Annotated in this window: 15 protein-coding genes; 12 read left to right on the forward strand and 3 right to left on the reverse strand. The window is 70.6% G+C overall.

The window, feature by feature from the left end; translation table 11 throughout:
• The first annotated feature begins 1 nt into the window (after position 1).
• From uvrB to OG413_RS22510, 4 genes are all read left to right on the forward strand, one after another.
• Positions 2-2,131, forward strand: a complete 2,130-nt coding sequence (gene uvrB, locus OG413_RS22495; protein WP_266808185.1) for an excinuclease ABC subunit UvrB — start codon at positions 2-4, stop codon at positions 2,129-2,131.
• Between the two features lie 134 nt (positions 2,132-2,265).
• On the forward strand, positions 2,266-2,844 hold the full coding sequence (locus tag OG413_RS22500) for a TerD family protein (RefSeq protein WP_266808186.1): 579 nt from the start codon (positions 2,266-2,268) through the stop codon (positions 2,842-2,844).
• A 255-nt stretch (positions 2,845-3,099) separates the two neighbouring features.
• On the forward strand, positions 3,100-5,088 hold the full coding sequence (locus OG413_RS22505) for a TerD family protein (RefSeq protein ID WP_266808188.1): 1,989 nt from the start codon (positions 3,100-3,102) through the stop codon (positions 5,086-5,088).
• A 323-nt stretch (positions 5,089-5,411) separates the two neighbouring features.
• A complete protein-coding gene (locus OG413_RS22510) occupies positions 5,412-6,425 on the forward strand; it encodes a TerC family protein (RefSeq protein WP_266808190.1) in 1,014 nt (337 codons plus the stop codon).
• Between the two features lie 178 nt (positions 6,426-6,603).
• Here OG413_RS22510 and OG413_RS22515 read toward each other — a convergent pair whose 3' ends face one another.
• Together OG413_RS22515 and OG413_RS22520 are read right to left on the reverse strand one after the other, a co-directional pair.
• A complete protein-coding gene (locus OG413_RS22515; protein WP_266808191.1) occupies positions 6,604-7,260 on the reverse strand; it encodes an MBL fold metallo-hydrolase in 657 nt (218 codons plus the stop codon).
• Between the two features lie 10 nt (positions 7,261-7,270).
• Positions 7,271-7,960, reverse strand: a complete 690-nt coding sequence (locus tag OG413_RS22520) for a maleylpyruvate isomerase family mycothiol-dependent enzyme (RefSeq protein ID WP_266808193.1) — start codon at positions 7,958-7,960, stop codon at positions 7,271-7,273.
• Positions 7,961-8,135: 175 nt separating this feature from the next.
• Here OG413_RS22520 and uvrA point away from each other — a divergent pair, with 175 nt between their 5' ends.
• Both uvrA and OG413_RS22530 read left to right on the forward strand, forming a co-directional pair.
• Positions 8,136-11,210 carry an excinuclease ABC subunit UvrA gene (gene uvrA / locus OG413_RS22525; RefSeq protein WP_266808194.1) on the forward strand — a complete coding sequence of 1,025 codons (3,075 nt, stop codon included), beginning with the start codon at positions 8,136-8,138 and terminating at the stop codon, positions 11,208-11,210.
• Between the two features lie 211 nt (positions 11,211-11,421).
• Complete coding sequence (locus OG413_RS22530) at positions 11,422-11,850, forward strand: Rieske (2Fe-2S) protein (RefSeq protein ID WP_266808195.1); 429 nt, start codon at positions 11,422-11,424, stop codon at positions 11,848-11,850.
• A gap of 123 nt (positions 11,851-11,973) precedes the next feature.
• Here OG413_RS22530 and OG413_RS22535 read toward each other — a convergent pair whose 3' ends face one another.
• Positions 11,974-12,900 (reverse strand): hypothetical protein, encoded by a 927-nt coding sequence (locus OG413_RS22535; RefSeq protein ID WP_266808196.1) that lies wholly within the window; start codon positions 12,898-12,900, stop codon positions 11,974-11,976.
• A gap of 229 nt (positions 12,901-13,129) precedes the next feature.
• Between OG413_RS22535 and OG413_RS22540 the strand changes: the two genes are divergently transcribed.
• The 6 genes from OG413_RS22540 (at position 13,130) to whiA (ending at position 19,988) form a co-directional block, all read left to right on the forward strand.
• Positions 13,130-13,744 carry a papain-like cysteine protease family protein gene (locus OG413_RS22540; RefSeq protein WP_266808198.1) on the forward strand — a complete coding sequence of 205 codons (615 nt, stop codon included), beginning with the start codon at positions 13,130-13,132 and terminating at the stop codon, positions 13,742-13,744.
• A 4-nt stretch (positions 13,745-13,748) separates the two neighbouring features.
• Positions 13,749-14,711: a hypothetical protein gene (locus OG413_RS22545; RefSeq protein WP_266808199.1), complete on the forward strand. Its 963-nt coding sequence runs from the start codon at positions 13,749-13,751 to the stop codon at positions 14,709-14,711.
• A gap of 111 nt (positions 14,712-14,822) precedes the next feature.
• A complete protein-coding gene (uvrC, locus tag OG413_RS22550; protein ID WP_266808200.1) occupies positions 14,823-16,970 on the forward strand; it encodes an excinuclease ABC subunit UvrC in 2,148 nt (715 codons plus the stop codon).
• Positions 16,967-17,977 (forward strand): RNase adapter RapZ, encoded by a 1,011-nt coding sequence (gene rapZ / locus OG413_RS22555; protein ID WP_266808202.1) that lies wholly within the window; start codon positions 16,967-16,969, stop codon positions 17,975-17,977. Before uvrC ends, rapZ begins: the two co-directional genes overlap by 4 nt.
• A complete protein-coding gene (gene yvcK / locus OG413_RS22560) occupies positions 17,974-19,008 on the forward strand; it encodes a uridine diphosphate-N-acetylglucosamine-binding protein YvcK (protein WP_073720295.1) in 1,035 nt (344 codons plus the stop codon). The genes rapZ and yvcK overlap by 4 nt, the downstream gene beginning before the upstream one ends.
• The gene (gene whiA, locus OG413_RS22565) at positions 18,999-19,988 is read left to right on the forward strand and encodes a DNA-binding protein WhiA (protein ID WP_030919772.1); all 990 of its coding nucleotides are present in this window, start codon (positions 18,999-19,001) and stop codon (positions 19,986-19,988) included. Before yvcK ends, whiA begins: the two co-directional genes overlap by 10 nt.
• The last annotated feature ends 173 nt before the right edge of the window (positions 19,989-20,161 follow it).

A 20,161-nucleotide genomic window follows, 5' to 3' on the forward strand; every position in this document is an offset into this window, starting at 1 on the left:
CATGCGGCCCGTTTCGAAGATCGAACGTTCGGTGGCGCCTTTCGAGGTCGTCAGCTCCTACCAGCCCAGTGGCGACCAGCCGGCGGCCATCGCCGAGCTGGAGCGGCGTATCCGCGCGGATGAGAAGGACGTGGTCCTGCTCGGCGCGACCGGCACCGGCAAGTCGGCGACCACCGCGTGGATGATCGAGAAGCTGCAGCGCCCCACCCTGGTGATGGCGCCGAACAAGACCCTCGCCGCCCAGCTGGCCAACGAGTTCCGCGAGCTGCTGCCCAACAACGCCGTCGAGTACTTCGTCTCGTACTACGACTACTACCAGCCCGAGGCGTACGTACCGCAGTCGGACACCTACATCGAGAAGGACTCCTCGATCAACGAGGAGGTCGAGCGGCTGCGCCACTCCGCGACGAACTCGCTGCTCACCCGCCGTGACGTCATCGTGGTCGCCTCCGTCTCCTGCATCTACGGCCTCGGTACGCCCCAGGAGTACGTGGACCGGATGGTCCAGCTCAAGGTCGGCGAGGAGATCGACCGCGACCAGCTGCTGCGCCGGTTCGTCGAGATGCAGTACAGCCGCAACGACCTGGCGTTCACCCGCGGCACCTTCCGGGTGCGCGGCGACACGATCGAGATCTTCCCGGTCTACGAGGAGCTCGCCGTCCGCATCGAGATGTTCGGCGACGAGATCGAGGCGCTCTCCACCCTCCACCCGCTCACCGGCGAGGTCATCAGCGAGGACCAGTCGCTCCACGTGTTCCCCGCCAGCCACTACGTCGCGGGACCCGAGCGCATGGAGAAGGCGGTCGGCGGCATCGAACGGGAGCTGGAACAGCGCCTGGCCGAGCTGGAGAAGCAGGGCAAGATGCTGGAGGCCCAGCGGCTGCGCATGCGCACGACGTACGACATCGAGATGCTCCGCCAGATCGGCACCTGTTCGGGCGTCGAGAACTACTCGATGCACTTCGACGACCGTGCCCCCGGCACCGCCCCCAACACCCTCCTCGACTACTTCCCCGAGGACTTCCTTCTCGTCCTCGACGAGTCGCACGTCACGGTGCCGCAGATCGGCGCGATGTACGAAGGGGACGCCTCCCGCAAACGGACTCTCGTCGACCACGGTTTCCGGCTGCCCTCGGCCATGGACAACCGCCCGCTGAAGTGGGAGGAGTTCCTGAAGCGCATCGACCAGACCGTCTATCTCTCCGCCACCCCGGGGAAGTACGAGCTCTCGCGCGGCGACGGCTTCGTGGAGCAGATCATCCGCCCCACCGGCCTCATCGACCCCGAGGTCGTCGTCAAGCCCACCGAGGGCCAGATCGACGACCTGGTGCACGAGATCCGCAAGCGCACCGAGCGGGACGAGCGGGTCCTGGTGACCACCCTCACCAAGAAGATGTCCGAGGACCTCACGGACTACTTCCTGGAGCTGGGCATCCAGGTCCGCTATCTGCACAGCGACGTCGACACGCTGCGCCGTATCGAGCTCCTGCGTGAACTGCGCTCCGGTGAGTACGACGTCCTGGTCGGGATCAACCTCCTGCGCGAGGGCCTCGACCTGCCCGAGGTCTCACTGGTGGCCATCCTCGACGCGGACAAGCAGGGCTTCCTGCGCTCCGGCACCTCGCTCATCCAGACCATCGGACGTGCGGCTCGTAACGTGTCCGGCCAGGTCCATATGTACGCGGACAAGATCACCCCGGCGATGGCGCAGGCCATCGACGAGACCAACCGCCGCCGCGAGAAGCAGATCGCGTACAACACCGAGCGCGGCATCGATCCGCAGCCGCTGCGCAAGAAGATCAACGACATCGTCGCGACCATCGCCCGCGAGGAGGTCGACACCGAGCAGCTCCTCGGCAGCGGCTATCGCCAGACGAAGGGCGCCAAGGCCCCGGTTCCGGCGCTCGGCGGAAAGGCGGCCAAGGGCGGCGCCCCGGGCAGGGCCACGTCGAACGGTGCGGTGGTCAGCGACCGGCCCGCCACCGAACTGGCCGGAATCATCGAGGAGATGACCGACCGGATGCGGGCGGCCGCCGCCGACCTGCAATTCGAGGTGGCAGCCCGACTGCGCGACGAGGTGGGCGAGTTGAAGAAGGAACTGCGCCAGATGAAGGAGGCGGGCCTCGCCTGAACCGGGCGTACCCGGTGTGTTGCAAGAACGACACAAAGACGGCGTGAACCTGCTGCCGTCCGGCGAGAACTGCGTAGTGTGCGAGGAAACCGCACACGGACGGATGCGGGGCAAATGCGGAGAGGGGACAGCGCGTGACGGTCAATATGACCAAGGGCCAGGCCATCAGCCTGCAGAAGAGCGACGGGGGGACCCTGACCGCGGTACGGATGGGGCTCGGCTGGCAGGCGGCCCCGCGCCGCGGACTGTTCGGCTCACGCACCCGGGAGATCGACCTGGATGCCTCGGCCGTACTGTTCGCCGACAAGCAGCCCATCGACGTCGTGTTCTTCCGGCACCTCGTCAGCGACGACGGCTCGGTCAAGCACACCGGCGACAACCTGGTCGGCGGCGCCGGTTCGGGCGGCGACGACGAGGCGATCCTCGTCGACCTCCAGCGCATCCCGGTCCACATCGACCAGATCGTCTTCACGGTGAACTCCTTCACCGGGCAGACGTTCCAGGAGGTGCAGAACGCCTTCTGCCGCATCGTCGACGAGACCAACGGCCAGGAGCTCGCCCGGTACACACTCGACGGCGGCGGCCAGTACACCGCCCAGATCATGGCGAAGGTGCACCGCGCGGGGAGCGGCTGGCAGATGACGGCCCTCGGCAACCCGGCCAACGGCCGCACCTTCCAGGACCTGATGCCCTCGATCCTGCCGCACCTGTAGGCGCGACAGCACCTGGTCCACATCGGTACGAGCAGCTCCCGGAGGCACCCGCCGCCGGGAGCTGCACCGCATCGCACGACACCGCGACGGGCGCCGGACACCGAACGCGCCCGTCCGGCGGACACACCGCGCAGCGGCGGCACCACCACCGAGCAACAGCCGGGCACCACCGCACAGCTGAGCAGCACCGCACAGCCGGGCAGCACCGCTGAGCGGCATCACCGCAGGAAAATCGTCGAGGGGGACAGGGCAGCAATGACGGCCGAACTGGTCCGGGGGCAGAATCACACCTTGCCCCAGACCCGTCTGGAGATCCGGGTATCGGCGGGCTCACCCGTCGTGGCCGGAGCCACCCTCGGCGACGAACGGGGCACGGTGCACGGCATCGAGTGGATCGCCCACCCCGGATCGCCGCAGCTCCCCGGGCTCGAAGTGTCCAAGCAGGCCGCCGCCGACCACCGGCTCGCCGTCGACCTCGAGGCCCTGCCCGACGCGGTGCACCGCGTCACCGTGCTGCTGGCCCTGCCGATGGGCGTCGGCGGCCCGGTCAGGTTCGGCGCGGTCGCCGCGCCCTTCGTCGCCGTCACCGGGCTCGACGGCACCGAGATCGCCACCTTCACGCTCACCGGCCTGGACGCCGAGTCCGCGGTCAGCGCCCTGGAGCTCTACCGCAGACAAGGGGTCTGGAAGGTTCGCGCCGTCGGCCAGGGATACGCAGACGGGCTCGCCGAGATGCTCGCGGACCAGGGTGTGGCCCGTGCGGCGGAGCTGGCCGGTTCGATCCAGGAAGCGGTCGCCCGAGGCATGGCCCGCTCGGTGGCTCCACCGCCGCCGCGCGCTCCGGACGGCGACCGGGTACGGCCCGGCGCGGGGACCGCGTCGGCCCCGGCCGACCGGGAGCCGCCCGCGCCCCCGGCCGCCCGGCCCCCCGAGCCGCTGACCGACCCCGCCGCGGCCGACACCACCACGACCGCGGCCGCCGCGTCCGCGCCCGGCGCCACGGGGGGTGCCACGGTGGGCGGCCCCATCAACTACGCACACCCGCGCCGCCGGAGCGCCGCGCCCCCGCCGCCCCCGCCCGCGGCACCCCCGGCCCCGCCGGGACAGGCCGCGCTGCCCGTCGCCGGTGACGCGAGCGGCTGGTCCATGGACGAACGCCTCTACAACCAGATCTGGGGCATGTTCGAGGACCTGGCCCGCGCCACCGCCGCCTACCGCAGCGCCGTGGACTTCGCCGAGTCCCGTATGGAGCAGGAGCTCGACCGGACCCTGTCCGACCCGCGCAACCGGATCGGCGGCGCGGGCGACCGGGCCCGAGAGGAGGCCCGCGCCAAACGCGACGAGCTGACCACCCGGGCGCGCGAGGCCCTGGACCGCGACCTCGCCCAGCTCGCCGCCGAGTCCGCCGTGGTGGAGCCCGCGCTCCCCGCCGCCTACGCGGGCTGGGACAACCCCGTCTGGCACGCCCACCGCGTCCCGATGGAGATGCCGATGGCCCTGCGCATCGGCGACCTCCATCTGCCCGAACGCCCCGACCTGCGCATCCCGCTGCTCGTACGGCTTCCCCTGGAGCGCGGCATCTGGATCGACAGCGGCCGCACGGCCTCCGAGGCGGCCGCGCTGATGGACACCGACGAGCTGCGCCGCCTCGCCATGGAGACCGCGGTCGTCCACGCCGCCCGCATGCTTGCCGTCCACCCCACCGGGGAGTTCTCGGTGCACGTCATCGATCCGGCGGGCTCGGCTGCCGGGGCGCTCGCGCCCCTGGTCGGTGCGGCGGTCCTCACCGGGCCGCCCGCCGCCGGACCCGGGGGAGTGGCCTCGGTGCTCGCCCACCTCACCCGGCGCGTGGACCTGGTGCAGATGGCGGTCAGGGCCGGTGCCGCCGACTCGCTGCCGCCCGACCTGGACACCGGTGAGCAGCTCCTCATCGTCAACGACTTCCCGCACGGCTTCGACGACCGGGCCGTGACCCAGTTGCGCTACCTCGCCGACGAGGGCCCCTCGGTCGGGGTGCATCTGCTGATGGTCGCGGACCGGGAGGACGCCGGCGCGTACGGCCCGGTCCTCGACCCGCTGTGGCGCTCCCTGCTGCGGATCACCCCCGTGGCCGACAACCATCTCGCCGATCCCTGGGTCGGCCATGCCTGGACGTACGAACCGCCGGGGCTTCCGCCGGGCAGCCGAGTCCTGGAACGGGTGCTCGCCGCCGTGGCCGCCGCCCGCCGCACCGGTGGCCGCTGAGTCCCGCCTCCCGGCCGCCGGGCCTCCCGAAGCCGGCCGTTGAGCCTCCCTTCACGGCCGCTGTTCCCGTCCCTCAAGCGGGATTCGTGCGGCTCTGACCTGCCGTTTTGGCGGTTCCTTTACCCTTCCCTTTACCTTTTCTTGGTGTTACCTGTACTGTTCTTAGAACGGAGGGGAGTACTCCCATACGCGACGTTCCCGTCAGTACGGACTGTGACCGGTCCCGGGGCGTCGGCCAGGCGCGCATCCCGTGCGCTCAGGTGGAAGAGACCTCCGGCAGCGACGACGCTGATCAGTAGCCGTAGCGAACTGCCGGAGGCGCAGTGGACGTTTCATGGACCCTTTGGGCGCTGACCATTTTTGGTCTGTGCGCCTTGATCGCCGTCGACTTCTTCATCGGGCGCAAGCCCCATGACGTGTCGACCAAAGAAGCGGGAATCTGGACCATCGTCTGGATCACGCTGGCCGTCCTCTTCGGACTGGGCCTGCTGGTCTTCGGCGAGAGCCAGGCCTCCGGCGAGTTCTTCGCCGGCTTCATCACCGAGAAGTCGCTCAGTGTCGACAATCTCTTCGTCTTCGTCCTGATCATGGCGAAGTTCTCGGTGCCGTCCCACCTTCAGCAGCGTGTGCTGCTCATCGGCGTGCTGATCGCGCTGGTACTGCGAGCGATCTTCATCGCCGCCGGTGCCGCCGTCATCGCCAACTTCTCGTGGGTCTTCTACATCTTCGGCGCGTTCCTGATCTACACCGCCTGGAAGCTCATCCAGGAGGCGCGGGCCGGCGACGAGGAAGAGGACTTCGAGGAGAACCGACTCCTCAAGTCGATCGAGCACCGCTTCGGTGTCGCCGACAAGTACCACGGCACCAAGCTCTTCATCAGGAACAACGGCAAGCGCGTCCTGACCCCCCTGATGGTGGTCATGCTCGCCATCGGCACCACCGATGTGCTCTTCGCGCTGGACTCCATCCCGGCGATCTTCGGCCTGACCCAGGACCCGTACATCGTCTTCACCGCCAACGCCTTCGCCCTGATGGGGCTGCGCCAGCTGTACTTCCTCATCGGCGGTCTGCTGAAGAAGCTGGTCCACCTCAGCTACGGCCTCTCGGTGATCCTCGGCTTCATCGGCGTCAAGCTGGTGCTGCACGCGCTGCACGAGTCCGGGGTGCATGTCCCCGAGATCTCCATCCCGTTCTCGCTCTCCGTCATCTGCGGCGTGCTGGTGATCACCACGATCACCAGCCTCATCGCCAACAAGAAGCAGGAAGCGGCGAAGGCGGCGCAGGCGGCCGAGCCGACCGAGTCGACCGACGAGGAGACCAAGAGCATCTCCGGCTGAAGTCACTGAGCCTGAGCCACCGGCCGGGGTGTGTGCGGACTTGTCCGCCCGCCCCGGCCGGTGGGCGTACGGGGCCGGGGAGGCGCGGACGCTCCCCCCGGCCTGTCGGCAACGACGGTCACGGGGCGTCCGCAGGGTCACCCAGGGCGTCCGCGGGGTCACCCGTCACGCAGGCGGGTCACCAGCCGCGGGCGCGCCACCCGGGCAGCTGCGGACGCTCGTCGCCGAGCGTGGTGTCGTACCCGTGCCCGGGATAGACCCAGGTCTCGTCGGGCAGCCGGTCGAACAGCTTGGTCTCCACATCATGGAGCAGGCTCGCGAACGCAGCCGGGTCCTTGCGTGTATTGCCGACCCCGCCGGGGAAGAGGCAGTCCCCGGTGAACAGGTGCGGAGCCCCGTGCGGGTCGTCGTAGACCAGGGCGATGGAGCCCGGCGTGTGGCCGGTCAGATGGCGGGCGGTCAGCGAGACCCGGCCGACGCGGATCGTGTCGTTGTCCTCGACGAGTACATCGGTCGGGACCGGGATGCCCTCGGCGTCGTACCGGCCCGCGTACGTACGCGCTCCGGTGGCCGCCACCACCTCGCCCAGTGCCTGCCAGTGGTCGCCGTGCTGATGGGTCGTGACGACGGACGCGATGCCGTCGTCACCGATCAGCCCGAGCAGGGTCCGCGCCTCGGCGGCGGCGTCGATCAGGAGCTGCTCGCCGGTGGCCCGGCAGCGCAGCAGATACGCGTTGTTGTTCATCTGGCCGACGGCGACCTTGGAGATCATCAGATCCGTCAGCTCGTGCACATCCGCAGGTCCGCCGACCTTGACCGCTCCGCTGTACGTCATACGGCCCAGCCTATAGCGGCGGCAGCGCGGGCAGCGGGCCGTTCAGCACGGTCAGCGCGGAGCCGTCGCGGCGCCCGCAGAGCCAGCCGAGCAGTTCGGCCGCCGGACCCCGAACGGCTGTCGGTCCGCCCTCCGCGCCGCCGCCCGTCGACCAGTCGCGGCCGTCCTCGTCGGTCACGGTGGTGGCCACCACGTCGGGGTGCCCGGCGAAGCGGTCGGTGAGGAACGCGATCTCCCGGGTCACGAACTCCTCCGGCAGGTCCTCCAGCTCGTAGCCGATGCCCAGGTCGACCTGGTGCAGCTCCAGCTCGATCCGGCGGCGGAAGGGGACCCGGGACGCCGAGTCCGTCACCCCGTTGCGCAGGGTGACCGTACGGGACCAGTCGGCCGGTCCAGCGGCCGCCGCGAGGAAGCGGGCCCCGCTGTCGCGGAGGTCGGCCAGCTGTTCGGCGAGCGGGCGGGGGGCGTCGCGGGCGATGTCGTGGTCCCGGGTTTCGCTGCTCGCGTACATCGGCAGGCCCCGGAGAACATTTGCCAGCGCGTCGGCGTTACGTGACAGGTGGGCCAGTACATGGCCCCGGCTCCAGCCGGGCAACCGTGACGGCTCGGCGACAGCGGCGTTGTCCCATTTGCCCGCTGCGGCGAGCAGTCGTTCGGTCGCTTCGCGTACAGCTTCCAGGTCGCGCGCATGATCAATCATGAGGCCGAGCCTAGCTTCGCCACTCATTCGGGTGAAGGAGTTCAGGGCCGACCGTAAATCGAATGCGCGTGCTATACGCTCGGAGTCGAAAGCCTCATACATCGCTGTGGCGCCCCCCATACCCTGGGAGGGGGGCTCAGTTCCCCCGCTTCTCTCAAGAAAGGTGCGGACCGGCGTGGCCGACCGTCTCATCGTCCGTGGCGCGCGCGAGCACAACCTCAAGAACGTCTCGCTCGACCTCCCCCGCGACTCCCTCATCGTCTTCACCGGGCTCTCCGGGTCGGGCAAGTCGTCCCTCGCGTTCGACACGATCTTCGCCGAGGGCCAGCGGCGCTACGTGGAGTCCCTCTCCTCGTACGCCCGGCAGTTCCTCGGTCAGATGGACAAGCCGGACGTCGACTTCATCGAGGGCCTCTCGCCCGCTGTCTCCATCGACCAGAAGTCGACCTCGCGCAACCCGCGCTCGACGGTCGGCACGATCACCGAGGTCTACGACTACCTCCGGCTGCTCTTCGCCCGGATCGGCAAGCCGCACTGTCCGGAGTGCGGGCGGCCCATCTCCCGCCAGTCGCCGCAGGCCATCGTCGACAAGGTGCTCGGACTGCCCGAGGGCAGCCGCTTCCAGGTGCTCTCGCCGCTGGTGCGCGAGCGCAAGGGCGAGTTCGTCGACCTCTTCGCCGACCTCCAGACCAAGGGCTACAGCCGGGCCAGGGTCGACGGCACGACCATCCAGCTCTCCGAGCCGCCCACGCTGAAGAAGCAGGAGAAGCACACCATCGAGGTGGTCGTCGACCGCCTCACTGTGAAGGACAGCGCCAAGCGCCGGCTGACCGACTCGGTCGAGACCGCGCTCGGACTCTCCGGCGGCATGGTCGTGCTCGACTTCGTCGACCTCCCCGAGGACGACCCCGAGCGTGAGCGGATGTACTCCGAGCACCTCTACTGCCCGTACGACGACCTCTCCTTCGAGGAGATGGAGCCCCGCTCCTTCTCCTTCAACTCGCCCTTCGGCGCCTGCCCCGACTGCACGGGCATCGGTACGCGCATGGAGGTCGACCCGGAGTTGATCGTTCCGGACGAGGACAAGTCCCTCGACGAGGGAGCGATCCACCCCTGGTCGCACGGCCACACCAAGGAGTACTTCGGGCGGCTGATCGGCGCACTCTCCGAAGCCCTCGGATTCCGTACGGACATCCCCTGGGCCGGGCTGCCGCAGCGCGCCAAGAAGGCCCTGCTCTTCGGCCACAAGATCCAGACCGAGGTGCGCTACCGCAACCGGTACGGCCGCGAGCGCGCCTACACGACCCCCGCCTTCGAAGGCGCGGTGCAGTTCGTGAAGCGGCGCCACTCCGAGGCCGAGAGCGACTCCAGCCGTGAGCGCTTCGAGGGCTACATGCGCGAGGTGCCCTGCCCGACCTGTGAGGGCACGCGGCTCAAGCCGATCGTGCTCGCGGTGACGGTGATGGAGAAGTCCATCGCCCAGGTCTCCGCGATGTCGATCAGCGAATGCGCCGAGTTCCTCGGCCGGATGAAGCTGAACGCCCGCGACAAGAAGATCGCCGAGCGGGTGCTCAAGGAGGTCAACGAGCGGCTGAGGTTCCTCGTCGACGTCGGCCTCGACTACCTCTCGCTCAACCGGGCCGCGGGCACCCTGTCCGGCGGCGAGGCCCAGCGCATCCGGCTCGCCACGCAGATCGGCTCCGGCCTGGTCGGTGTGCTGTACGTCCTGGACGAGCCGTCCATCGGCCTCCACCAGCGGGACAACCACCGTCTGATCGAGACCCTGGTCCGGCTCCGCGACATGGGCAACACCCTCATCGTGGTCGAGCACGACGAGGACACCATCAAGGTCGCCGACTGGGTCGTCGACATCGGCCCCGGCGCCGGTGAGCACGGCGGCAAGGTGGTCCACTCCGGCTCGCTCAAGGAGTTGCTGGCCAACAAGGAGTCGATCACCGGCCAGTATCTGTCCGGCAAGCGGGCGATCGCGATGCCCGACATCCGGCGCCCGATCGACCCCGGCCGCCGCCTCACGGTGCACGGGGCCCGGGAGAACAACCTCCAGGACATCGACGTGTCCTTCCCGCTCGGCGTCCTCACGGCCGTCACGGGTGTCTCGGGGTCCGGAAAGTCGACCCTGGTCAACGACATCCTCTACACCCACCTGGCCCGCGAGCTGAACGGTGCCAAGTCGGTCCCCGGCCGGCACACCCGGGTCGACGGGGACGACCTGGTCGACAAGGTGGTGCACGTCGACCAGTCGCCGATCGGCCGTACGCCCCGGTCCAACCCGGCCACGTACACCGGAGTCTTCGACCATGTCCGCCGGCTGTTCGCCGAGACGATGGAGGCGAAGGTGCGCGGCTATCTGCCGGGCCGCTTCTCCTTCAACGTCAAGGGCGGCCGCTGCGAGAACTGCTCCGGCGACGGCACCATCAAGATCGAGATGAACTTCCTGCCCGATGTGTACGTCCCGTGCGAGGTCTGCCACGGAGCGCGCTACAACCGGGAGACCCTGGAGGTCCACTACAAGGGCAAGTCCATCGCCGAGGTGCTGGACATGCCGATCGAGGAGGGTCTGGAGTTCTTCGAGGCCGTCCCGACGATCGCCCGCCACCTCCGTACGCTCAATGAGGTGGGCCTCGGATACGTCAGGCTCGGACAGTCCGCGCCGACGCTCTCCGGCGGTGAGGCCCAGCGTGTGAAGCTGGCGAGCGAGCTCCAGAAGCGCTCCACCGGCCGCACGGTCTACGTCCTGGACGAGCCGACCACCGGTCTGCACTTCGAGGACATCAGCAAGCTGATCAAGGTGCTCTCCGGCCTGGTCGACAAGGGCAACACGGTGATCGTCATCGAGCACAACCTCGATGTCATCAAGACCGCGGACTGGGTCATCGACATGGGCCCCGAAGGGGGCAACGGCGGCGGTCTGGTCGTCGCCGAGGGCACCCCTGAGAAGGTCGCCTCGGTGCCCGCCAGCCACACCGGCAAGTTCCTCCAGGGCATCCTGGACGCGGACCGGATCAGTGAGGCGGCACTGCCCACGGCCCGTAAGCCGGTCCGCAGGACGGCGGCCAAGAAGACGGTCGCGGCGAAGGCCGCCCCGGCCGCCCGGAAGTCGGCCGCCGCCACCGGCACGGCCAAGGCCACCAAGGCCGCCAAGTCGGCCAAGAGCACAGCGACGGCCAAGAGCACGACGACGGCCAAGAGCGCGGCGGCGAAGAAGACGACCCGCGCCCGCAAGGCGTGACCGCCCTGCCGCGCTGATGTCGTGCTGACGGTGGCGGCCCCCGATCCGGGGGCCACCACCGTCGTGCTCCGAGCCAGGACCGGCCCGGCCGCAGGCCCGCCGATCTCCGCCGGTATCGTCGTTTCTGTCACCGGGAGCGTCGGCCACTGTGGTCCGGGTACGCCCGGCGACCGCCCGCACCACCTCCGAAGACCGACCCGTGGAGATACGCATGCCCGGCCAGCCCGCCGCCCGCCGTACCGTGCTGAAGGGTGCCGCTCTCGCCGGTGCCGCCGGGCTGGGCGTGGCCGCCTGCTCGACCGATTCCAAGCTCGGCCACGCGGAGACGCCCACGCCGACCGCGCCCGTCGACCTCGGCGCCGCGTCCGAGGTCCCGGTCGGCGGTGCCAAGCTCTACCGCGAGCAGCGCCTCGTCGTGAGCTGCCCGGCGAAGGGCCAGTACAAGGCGTTCAGCGCACAGTGCACCCACGGGGGCTGCGTCCTGGACAAGGTCGAGGGCACCGAGGGCCACTGCCCCTGTCACGGCAGCCGCTTCGACATGACCACCGGCAAGGCGATCCACGGACCGGCCACCGTGCCGCTGCCCTCCGTCCCGGTCACGGCCGAGGGCGGAAAGCTCGTCGCGGGCCCCGAAGCCTGACGCTCCGGTACCGGCACACGAACAGGTACCGGCACGCGCACCGGCACCGGCACGCGTACCGGGCACTGGCACGCACAGGCACCAGCACCGGGGCAGTGGCACAGGAACCGCTCCCGGCAGGGGCTACTCCCAGTCCCAGTCGATCCCGACGAGACCGGGCCGTACCCCCTGCTCCACCAGATGTACGGTCCGGTGCCTGCCGGTGACGGTCAGGTCGGTCCGGGCGCCGCGTGCCGCTCCCGCCGACGCCTGGACGAAGCGCCGGCACCGTACCGGCAGCGCCGCCTCGTCGAAGCGGATCTGGAGCACGTACTGCCCGCCGCCGAAGGTGAAGCCGCGCACATACTCACCGCAGGGCTCACCCGTACCGTCGTCGAAGGCGTAGCCGAAGAGGTACGTCTCACCGGCCCGCAGCCGGGTGTCGAAGAGCAGCTCCGCCACGAGCACCCCCGTCCCCCGGTCCCAGCGGACCCGGCCGGTCCGGCAGTTCTCCCGGGCCCGTACGGTGATCCGCGACGGCTCGCAGCCCGGATCGCCCCGGTAGACCGCGAGGTAGCGGTCGACCCCGTCGCGATGCGCCCGCACGACGTGCTGCGAGTCGCGGCCCGCCATCTCCCGGCCCGCCCCTATCCGGACCCGCTCCTGATGCCCCACGGTGTGCAGCCCGCCGTCCACCGGTGACTCCATCGCCGCCAGCAGCCGCTCCACCGCACCCGACGCCTCCATCAGCGAGCGGTACGAGCGCGCCGCCGGGCGCTCGGAGTCCGCGGGTACGTCCCCGGTCCCCAGCAGCCGCAGCAGCGAGTTCTCCGGCAGCGCGAGAACGGCCTCCAGGGCCTGCACGGCACGCAGCGACTCGGCGCGCCGGGGGCGGCGCGCGCCCTGCTGCCAGTAGCTGAGGCTCGTCACCCCGACCTTGATGCCCCGGTGCGCGAGGTGGTGCTGGACCCGCTGGAGCGGCAGCCCGCGCACGGACAGGGCGGTGCGGAGGGCCAGATGGAAGGGGCCGGTGTGCAGCACCTGGGCGAGTTCGGTCTCGGTGTGCCGCATGTCGGGCCTCCGGTGAACGTTCACGACGGGGAGCGGGGACATCACCCGGGTGGGAGCGGGGGGCCAGGTGACCGGGGCGGGACTGTTCACACATCCGTCGCGCCGTTCACACCGTGATGTCACCCCGCATTGAAGCGTGTTGACCGGTTCCGGACAACGGTCGATGCTCCTGAACAGCGTCCGGACGCGCTCCTCCGATCCCACCCCCCCCCGCCATGGGAGGAACGCCATGCGCAACCGAAGAATCAGGCCGGGAAGGTTCCCGTTCACGGCACTCCTGGCCGCCGTGCTCCTCGCCGTGCCGGCGGCGACCGCCACCGCCGCCCAGACTCCGGCCGTCACGTCGGACAGCAGCGCCGTCGCCGCCACCCAGCGGCTGAACATCACCATGCAGGCCCAGCAGAAGACCAACTGGTGCTGGGCGGGCGCGGGCAACACCATCGCCACCTGGTTCGGGCGGAACTACTCCCAGAACCAGTTCTGCAATGCCGCCTTCAACCGGGCCCAGGGCTACGAGTGCCCCAACTCGCAGGCCACGCTGGGCAATGTCCAGGACGGTCTGTCCTGGGCGGGCGTCAACCCCGGTTCGTACGTCACGGGCTACCTGCGCTACGCGACGGTGCAGGGCGAGATATCCGCCGGCCGCCCCGTCGAGACACGCATCCAGTGGTCCTCCGGCGGCGGGCACATGCACGTCCTGTACGGCTACGACGACGCCAGCAGCTGGGTCTACTGGGGCGACCCCTGGCCCTCCAGCAACCGCTACAACTGGGCCTCGCACGCCTGGTACGTGAACAACAACGAGTTCTCCTGGACCCACTCGCTGTACCGGATCGGGGCGTGACGGCATGACTTCCACGACCCGGCGCATCGTCACGGCCACCGCGCTCACCGGCGCCGCCCTGTTCGCCGCCGCCTCTCCCCAGGCGGTCGCGGACGGCGGACCGGCGGCGCGCCCGGCCCCCACCGCGCCCGCCTTCGCCGCCCCCACCCTCACCGCCCCGGCCCTGGCGGCGGCCCACGAGGCGGCTGCCTCGGCCTCCACCCTGGACACCCTGTCCCGGTTCTTCGCCAGGGAGGGCGCGGTCACCCGGGCGGCGGCCGCACCACGGATCGAGGGAGCGGCCGTCCCCGTACGCACGCTCTCCGCGGACTTCGTCGCCGGGAAACCGGGGGCCGCCCTCAGCACGCTCGACTACCTCGCCTCCACCGCGGTCTCCTCAAACGGGCAGAAGGCGTCCCTGTGGACCGTCCCGAAGGCGGGCCGGGGCGCCGACTGGCAGGTGGTGAACATAGCCACCGGCGACGACGAGGCGCGCTACACCGCGGCGGGCGCCCGCAAGCTCCCCGGCGGCACCGTGTTCCGGGAGCCGCAGATCGACGCCTGGTACGTCCACAAGGCGAACAGGGTGCTCCCGCTGGACGAGGACGCCGCCGGGGCGGTCGGGGCCGCAGGAACCACGCTGAGCGCCTACGGGAACCGGGTGCGGGAGGCATACGGGGACAAGCTCCCGGATTCCGGCTACGCCCGCTCCGGCAAGGCGGGCGGCTACGGACCCGACGCGGCGACGGGCTCCGGCCCTGACGCGGCGACGGGCTCCGGACCCGCGCCGGGACCTGCCGCGGGTCCCGGATCCGGACCGGTCATGGCCGCCACCGCGGCCGGTGCCCCGGACACCGCCGCCGACGGGGCCCTGAGCGCCACCGCGGCCGTCGCCGGAGCGGGGGCCCTGCTGGCCCTGGCACTCTGCGGCGTCACCGCGGCCCGCCGCCACCGCCGTACCCGGGAAACCCCCGCGTCCGGCGCCTGACCGGCTCCACCGGTCCGCGCTCCGGGGTGTGCGCACCTCACCCGCACCCCGGAGCGCGGCACCACCCTCGGCGAGGGCCCGTTGTCACACTCCGCAAGTAGGGTGTGAGACATGGCAGACCCCTCCAGCTACCGCCCCAAGCCGGGACAGATCCCCGACTCCCCGGGGGTCTACAAGTTCCGCGACGAGCACCGCCGGGTGATCTACGTCGGGAAGGCGAAGAACCTGCGCCAGCGCCTGGCCAACTACTTCCAGGACCTTGCCGGTCTGCACCCGCGTACCCGCACGATGGTCACGACGGCCGCCTCCGTCGAATGGACCGTCGTCTCCACCGAGGTCGAGGCGCTCCAGCTGGAGTACTCCTGGATCAAGGAGTTCGACCCCCGGTTCAACGTCAAGTACCGCGACGACAAGAGCTATCCCTATCTCGCGGTCACACTCAACGAGGACTTCCCGCGGGTCCAGGTCATGCGCGGCGCCAAGAAGAAGGGCGTGCGCTACTTCGGTCCGTACGGGCACGCGTGGGCGATCCGCGAGACCGTCGACCTGATGCTCCGCGTCTTCCCCGTCCGTACGTGCTCCGCGGGCGTGTTCAAGAACGCCGCCAGGACCGGCCGTCCCTGTCTCCTCGGCTACATCGGCAAGTGCTCGGCCCCCTGCGTCGGCCGGGTCACCCCCGAGGAGCACCGCGAACTGGCCGAGGACTTCTGCGACTTCATGGCCGGCCGGACGGGGACGTACATCCGCCGGCTGGAGAAGGACATGATGGCGGCGGCGGAGGAGATGGAGTACGAGCGGGCCGCCCGGCTCCGCGACGACGCCGAGGCGCTCAAGCGGGCCATGGAGAAGAGCGCCGTCGTCCTCGCCGACGCCACCGACGCCGACCTGATCGCCGTCGCCGAGGACGAGCTGGAAGCGGCCGTCCAGATCTTCCACGTCCGCGGCGGCCGGGTGCGCGGCCAGCGCGGCTGGGTCACGGACAAGGTCGAGGCGGTCGACACCTCGGGCCTGGTCGAGCACGCCCTCCAGCAGCTGTACGGCGAGGAGACGGGTGACTCGGTCCCCAAGGAGGTCCTGGTACCGGCCCTCCCCGAGGAGACCGAAGCGGTGGCCCAGTGGCTCGCCGACCGCCGGGGCTCCCAGGTCAGCCTGCGCATTCCGCAGCGCGGGGACAAGAAGGACCTGATGGCCACCGTCCAGCGCAACGCCCAGCAGGCGCTCGGACTGCACAAGACCAAGCGCGCCTCCGACCTGACGACCCGCTCCCGTGCCCTGGAGGAGATCACCGAGGCGCTCGGCCTCGACACGGCGCCCCTGCGCATCGAGTGCTACGACATCTCCCATCTCCAGGGCGACGACGTGGTGGCGTCCATGGTGGTCTTCGAGGACGGGCTCGCCCGCAAGAGCGAGTACCGCCGCTTCCAGATCAAGGGCTTCGAGGGCCAGGACGACGTCCGCTCGATGCACGAGGTGATCGGTCGCCGCTTCAAGCGCTATCTCCAGGACAAGGAGCGGACGGGGGAGTGGGAGGAACCCCGGGAATCCGGCCCGGCGCCCACGGGTCCCGTCCCCGCACCGGCCCCGATGGGTCCCGCACCCGCCGGTCCCGTCCCCGCACCCGCATCCATCGGTCCCGCACCCACCGGTCCCGTCCCCGCACCGGGGCCCGCCGGGGAGCTCGGTCCTGCCGCTGATGACCCCGGTCCCGGTGAGAGCGAGCCCCGCGAGGACGACGGCCGTCCCAAGCGGTTCGCGTATCCGCCGCAGCTCGTCGTGGTCGACGGCGGGCAGCCCCAGGTGGCCGCCGCCAAGCGCGCCCTGGACGAACTGGGGATCGACGACATCGCCGTCTGCGGGCTGGCCAAGCGCCTCGAAGAGGTCTGGCTGCCCGGCGACGACGACCCCGTCGTCCTGCCCCGTTCCAGCGAGGGCCTCTACCTCCTCCAGCGCGTCCGCGACGAGGCGCACCGCTTCGCCATCACCTACCAGCGGGCCAAGCGGGCCAAGCGCATCCGCAGCAGCCCCCTGGACGATGTCACCGGCCTCGGCGAGACCCGGAAACAGGCGCTGATCAAGCATTTCGGCTCCGTGAAGAAGCTGAGGCAGGCGACAATCGATGAGATCTGCGAGGTCCCGGGGATAGGCCGCAGGACGGCGGAATCGGTGGCCGCCGCCCTCGCCTCGACCGCCCCGGCCGCGCCTGCCGTGAACACGGCCACAGGAGAGATCATTGAAGAGGACGACGGGGGCACGTCATGAATGACCACACGCACGAGACCGAAAACGGCACCACGCCCGAGCACGAACCCGAGCGCGACCATGAACACGAGCACGAAGACCGAGCAGACGGAGCAGCAGACGTGAGTACGGGCACCACGAGCGAGACGGGCGAGGCCGCCACGGCAGCCATTCCCGAACTGGTGATCATCTCCGGGATGTCGGGCGCCGGGCGCAGCACCGCCGCCAAGTGTCTGGAGGACCTCGGCTGGTTCGTCGTCGACAATCTGCCGCCCGCGCTGATCCCCACCATGGTGGAGCTCGGCGCCCGCTCGCAGGGCAATGTGGCCCGCATCGCCGTCGTCGTCGACGTGCGGGGCCGCCGTTTCTTCGACAACCTCCGGGAGTCCCTCGCGGACCTGGAGGCCAAGCACGTCACCAGGCGGATCGTTTTCCTTGAGTCCTCCGACGACGCCCTGGTGCGCCGCTTCGAGTCGGTGCGCCGCCCGCACCCGCTCCAGGGCGACGGCCGGATCGTCGACGGCATCGCGGCCGAACGCGATCTGCTGCGCGAGCTGCGCGGCGACGCCGACCTGGTGATCGACACCTCCAGCCTCAACGTGCACGAACTGAGGGCCAAGATGGACGCCCAGTTCGCGGGCGACGAGGAGCCGGAGCTGCGGGCCACGGTGATGTCGTTCGGCTTCAAGTACGGCCTGCCGGTCGACGCCGACCTGGTCGTGGACTGCCGGTTCCTGCCCAACCCGCACTGGGTCCCGGAACTGCGCCCGTTCACCGGCCTCAACGAGGAGGTGTCCGCGTACGTCTTCGACCAGCCGGGCGCCAAGGAATTCCTCAACCAGTACACGGAACTGCTCCAGCTGATCGCCGCGGGCTACCGCCGCGAGGGCAAGCGTTACGTGACCATCGCCGTCGGGTGCACGGGCGGCAAGCACCGCTCCGTGGCGATGTCGGAGAAGCTCGCCGCCCGGCTGGCCACGGAGGGGATCGAGACCGTCCTCGTCCACCGGGACATGGGGCGCGAGTGACCGGGCGCAATCTGCGTCTGCGGAGACTCAGCAGAGCCACCTCGGCGCTCTCCGGCCGCAAGCGCGGCGCACAGCCCAAGGTCGTCGCGCTCGGCGGCGGCATGGGACTGTCGGCGTCCCTCGCGGCGCTGCGCCGGATCACCGGCGATCTCACGGCCGTGGTCACCGTCGCCGACGACGGGGGCTCCAGCGGCCGGCTGCGCGAGGAGCTGGGCGTCCTGCCGCCCGGCGACCTGCGCAAGGCGCTCGCCGCGCTCTGCGGCGACGACGACTGGGGCCAGACCTGGTCCCGGGTCATCCAGCACCGCTTCGAGTCCAAGGGCGATCTGCACGAGCACGCGGTCGGCAATCTGCTGATCGTCGCCCTCTGGGAGCAGCTCGGCGACCATGTCCAGGCTCTCGACCTGGTCGGCAAGCTGCTCGGCGCGCACGGCCGGGTGCTGCCGATGTCGGCCGTGCCGCTGGAGCTCCAGGCGCTGGTACGGGGGCACGACCCCGACCGCCCCGAGGACATCGTCACGGTGCGTGGCCAGGCCACGGTGGCGCTCACCCCGGGCGAGGTGCAGTCCGTGCATGTCGTCCCGATCGACCCGCCGGCCGTGCCCGAAGCGGTCGAGGCCGTCCTCGACGCGGACTGGGTGGTGCTCGGTCCGGGCTCCTGGTTCTCCTCCGTGATCCCCCATCTGCTGGTGCCTGATCTGCTCGACGCGCTGGTCGCCACGAAGGCCCGGAAGGTCCTCTCGCTGAACCTCGCGCCACAACCCGGTGAAACAGATGGCTTCTCTCCGCAGCGTCATTTGGAGGTTTTGGGACGACACGCCCCTAAACTCGCCCTGGACGTGGTGCTGGCCGACGAGGCCGCCGTGCCCGATCGCGAGTCCCTCGCCGATGCCGCAAAACGGCTCGGTGCCGCGGTCGAGCTGGCGCCTGTGGCCTCACCCGACGGCGTTCCGATTCATGATCCGGAGCTGTTGGCCGCCGCGTACGACCGTATTTTTCGGATGCATGGAAGGATCGGCCCATGGCGATGACGCCAGCGGTGAAGGACGAAATCTCTCGGCTTCCCGTCACCCGGACCTGCTGCAGGAAGGCAGAAGTCTCGGCGATTCTTCGTTTCGCGGGCGGGCTGCACCTGGTGAGCGGCCGGATTGTGATCGAGGCGGAGCTGGACACCGCGATGGCGGCGCGCCGGCTCAAGCGCGACATTCTCGAAATCTTCGGACACAGCTCCGAACTGATCGTGATGGCTCCCGGCGGGCTGCGGCGCGGCTCGCGCTATGTCGTCCGCGTGGTGGCGGGCGGTGACCAGCTGGCTCGCCAGACCGGCCTGGTGGACGGCCGCGGCCGTCCCATCCGCGGGCTGCCCCCGCAGGTGGTCTCGGGGGCCACCTGCGACGCGGAGGCGGCCTGGCGCGGGGCGTTCCTGGCGCACGGCTCGCTCACCGAGCCGGGCCGTTCCTCCTCGCTGGAGGTGACCTGCCCGGGTCCGGAGGCGGCGCTCGCACTGGTCGGCGCGGCCCGCAGGCTCTCCATCGCGGCGAAGGCGCGCGAGGTGCGCGGCGTGGACCGTGTCGTCGTCCGGGACGGCGACGCGATCGGCGCGCTGCTGACCCGGCTCGGCGCCCATGAGTCGGTGCTGGCCTGGGAGGAGCGCCGGATGCGGCGCGAGGTCCGGGCCACGGCGAACCGGCTGGCCAACTTCGACGACGCCAACCTCCGCCGCTCGGCACGGGCCGCGGTGGCCGCCGGGGCCCGGGTGGGGCGCGCGCTGGAGATCCTGGGCGAGGAGGTGCCCGAGCACCTCGCGGCCGCCGGACGCCTGCGCATGGAGCACAAGCAGGCGTCCCTGGAGGAGCTGGGCGCGCTCGCCGACCCGCCGCTGACCAAGGACGCGGTCGCGGGCCGGATCCGCCGGCTGCTGGCCATGGCCGACAAGCGGGCCCAGGACCTGGGCATCCCGGGGACGGAGTCCACCCTGAGCGAGGAGCTGGCCGACGGCCTCGTCGGCTGACCGGCCTCGTCGGCTGACCGGCCTCGTCGGCCGACCGGGCTCCTCGCACCGCCCGGCCGGCACACTCCCCGTGTTGACAGCACACGACCGCGCCGACTGCCCCCCGGACCCCTTCGGGAAGGCGCCGCGACCCCCTCGGCGTCGATGCTCCGTACCGCCTGTCGCGGGTCCGG

The organism is Streptomyces sp. NBC_01433 (assembly GCF_026340105.1).
GTDB lineage: Bacteria > Actinomycetota > Actinomycetes > Streptomycetales > Streptomycetaceae > Streptomyces.